The following is a 2,894-nucleotide window of genomic DNA, read 5'->3' on the forward strand; positions in this document are numbered from 1 at the left end:
TTGCACAAAGAATGAACATTCCGGATAAAAAAACAGATCTGGAAGATAACCGAAATGCTCGCAGCTTTTTAAAAACGAGAATTCAGACTGAAAGTGCCGGGTTTTTCAACGGCCTGTTAGATATAGCCACAGCATTTTTGATTCGCGTTATTTTAAAGCGTACTCCCGGTTATCGGAATTTGTTTGCGCAAGGCAATCTGAAATCAAACACATACCACCGAAACCTTTCATCGCGGGTTGCAACTCCTTGAGCACTTTCTGTGCTAGCTCTTCTTTGCAAGCAAAAATTGTGACACTATTCTCGTATGGTAAAAGTACATCATACGGATTTCTTATGCCCCTGACTCCCCGACCTCCCGCATTCTTGATAACAGTATATCCACGCACACCAGAGCTTTCTAGCAATTCGAGTAACTGCTCATGATGCTCTATCTCGACAACAATTTCGAATTTCTTCATTACTATTGAACTATCCATTACTATCTCCCAGAAAGATGATGATCGAGTTATTTTAGAAACTCTGGTTAGGTATCTCGACAAGCTTAAAACGGGTTTTGACTTATTGATGCCGTTTGCGATGAAGTTTTAGCGCAATAAATACCATTAACTCACCCAGAGATTCATTAGCTATTTCATCTCCGCAATTCTATGTTGTAGAGCTATTTTCCCTATCCCATAGCAAATTGATACATTAATGCGTGAAGTAAATGAGAAATACTTACAAGGAATTTTTTATGAAAACACCAAATTGGTGTCGGTGTAACAATGGCAGGCAAGCTTGTCAAAAAACATAGCGCTACACATTGATACGCTTAATACCCGATTGTGCTTTCAGTTATCCCTCTCAAAAATTAAGGAATGATTCAATCTTAATATAGCCGACACTGCGTGTCTATTAAGGAAACCATTGTTTTTTCTTAAAGGAAACTATTAGGCAAGGCAATGAAGTGGTACCGCAAAACTGGGCAGGTTGTTAAGCTCTGTTATGGACACTATAAAGAATATGCCTATGAACTGTTTTCAGTATTTTCTGCTCAAATGCTTTGGGATCAATGACATAAGGAGATTGTATCATGAGAGCGCTGGAAACCAGCTTGCTGGATTGGCAGAAACGGTATGGAACGGAAGAAGCCTGCGCGCAGGCGCTGACGAAGCAACGCTGGTCGGAAAGGTTCCGTTGCCCGCGCTGCGGCCATGATCATGGCTATATCATCAGCACGCGCCATTCCTGCGAGTGCTCCAAGTGCCATTACCAAACCTCGCTTACGTCGGGGACGCTGTTTCACTCCACCAATCTGCCGCTGACTAAATGGTTCTGGGCGATTTACCTGTCTGCCTCGGACAAGGGTGGCATTTCTGCCGTACGTCTTTCCAAACAAATCGAGGTTTCCTGGATTACGGCTTGCCGGATATTGCGCAAGATTCGCATTGCCATGGGACACCGGGATAGTATCTATCGGCTGCACGATCTGATTGAGATTGACGATGCCTTGGTGGGTGGTCGCCGCAGTGGAAAGCGAGGTCGCGGTGCCGAAGGTAAAACCCCAATACTGGTGGCAATTGAGAACCGGGGCAAGTGTGCCGGGTTTATCGCCATGCAACAGGTCTCTGCTGTTACTCATGAAACAGTAGCAAAGTTTGTTCAATGTCATCTCCCGCCCAGTCAGTTGGTGCGTAGCGATGCACTGGCTTCCCTAACGGAAATCGGCAAAACCAGCATCATGCCGCACGGGTGACGCCGCCTGATATGGCGGGCGAATGGCTGCCCTGGGTGCATATTGCCATCGGCAACCTCAAGGCATTTCTGCTGGGTACTTATCACGGTATATCGTCCAAGTATATGCAAGAGTATCTCAACGAGTTCTGCTACCGGTTCAACCGGCGTATGTGGGAGGCCGAGTTACCACTACGCCTTCTCAATGCTTGCCTGACGCACACTCAGATCAAACTGAAAATAGTATAGAGGCATTATAAAGAATCATAATTATGAGCAAGAAACGCAGACAATATTCCAGTTAATTCAAGGCAAAAATAGCGCTGTCAGCGATACGGTAGGACGAAGTCATTCCCCAACTGGCAGCACGCATGGGATACATCCCACACAGATCAATAGCTGGAAACGGCAGCTCATTGAACAAGCAACTGATTTGTTTTGCAGAAAACAGCTCAAACAAAGAGAACGGACAAACCACAGATAATTTACACCGTGTTATCGGGCAACTGACGGTGGAACGCGATTTTTTAGCCAGAAAGATCGATCATTAAGTGCGGCGGAACGCAAAATTATGATTGAGCGCCGCGACAAGATAAGTCACATCCGCCAATGCCACTTACTGGATTTGGCACGCTCAACTCACTATTATCAGCCTCAACCGGCAAGTGATGCTGAGCTGGTTTTTTGCTACGAAAGATGGACGAGCTGTTGATACCGGTTTAAAATTGACCCCTCATTACGGTTGAAAATTGAACAGGGGAAAGCATTGCGCAGGATACTACGCATCTGTGGATAAGTCGACCAGACTGAGTTGGTTTTTTACCACCTGTTGATGTTTTAGTTATAATGAAATGCGCTACAAATTGGCCAGATATTCTTCTGGAGAAGATCTTTCTTTTTCTCTTTCCTGTATTTTCATTTTTGCATTAGCGGCGCTTTGTTTGTAACGGAAAGAGTCATTACCGGTTTCGATAATATGGCAGTGATGGGTTAGTCGATCCAAAAGCGCGGTGGTCATCTTGGCATCGATGAAAACGCTGCTCCACTCAGCAAACGCCAGGTGAATCGCCCCGGATTTTCCGGAGATATAATGATTTGAGAGGAGGAAGAGATGAAGAATCAAATCAGTTATTCACCGGAAGTACGGGAACGAGCGGTAAGATTGGTATTTGAACACCAA

Annotated in this window: 1 protein-coding gene and 2 pseudogenes; 1 reads left to right on the forward strand and 2 read right to left on the reverse strand. The window is 45.1% G+C overall.

Annotated elements, in window-relative coordinates; all coding sequences use genetic code 11:
• Nucleotides 1-147: 147 nt before the first annotated feature.
• Nucleotides 148-477: a transcriptional regulator gene (locus Q0C11_RS14600; protein ID WP_293009215.1), complete on the reverse strand. Its 330-nt coding sequence runs from the start codon at nucleotides 475-477 to the stop codon at nucleotides 148-150.
• Nucleotides 478-1,073: 596 nt separating this feature from the next.
• On the opposite strand from Q0C11_RS14600, the pseudogene Q0C11_RS14605 reads away from it, so the two are divergent.
• Nucleotides 1,074-1,963, forward strand: a pseudogene (locus Q0C11_RS14605) (IS1595 family transposase).
• 607 nt (nucleotides 1,964-2,570) lie between these two features.
• Here Q0C11_RS14605 and Q0C11_RS14610 read toward each other — a convergent pair.
• A pseudogene (locus tag Q0C11_RS14610) lies at nucleotides 2,571-2,777 on the reverse strand (ATP-binding protein); the annotation flags it as partial.
• Nucleotides 2,778-2,894 lie beyond the last annotated feature (117 nt).

The sequence above is a fragment of the Nitrosomonas sp. genome, from assembly GCF_022842015.1.
Classification (GTDB): Bacteria; Pseudomonadota; Gammaproteobacteria; order Burkholderiales; family Nitrosomonadaceae; genus Nitrosomonas.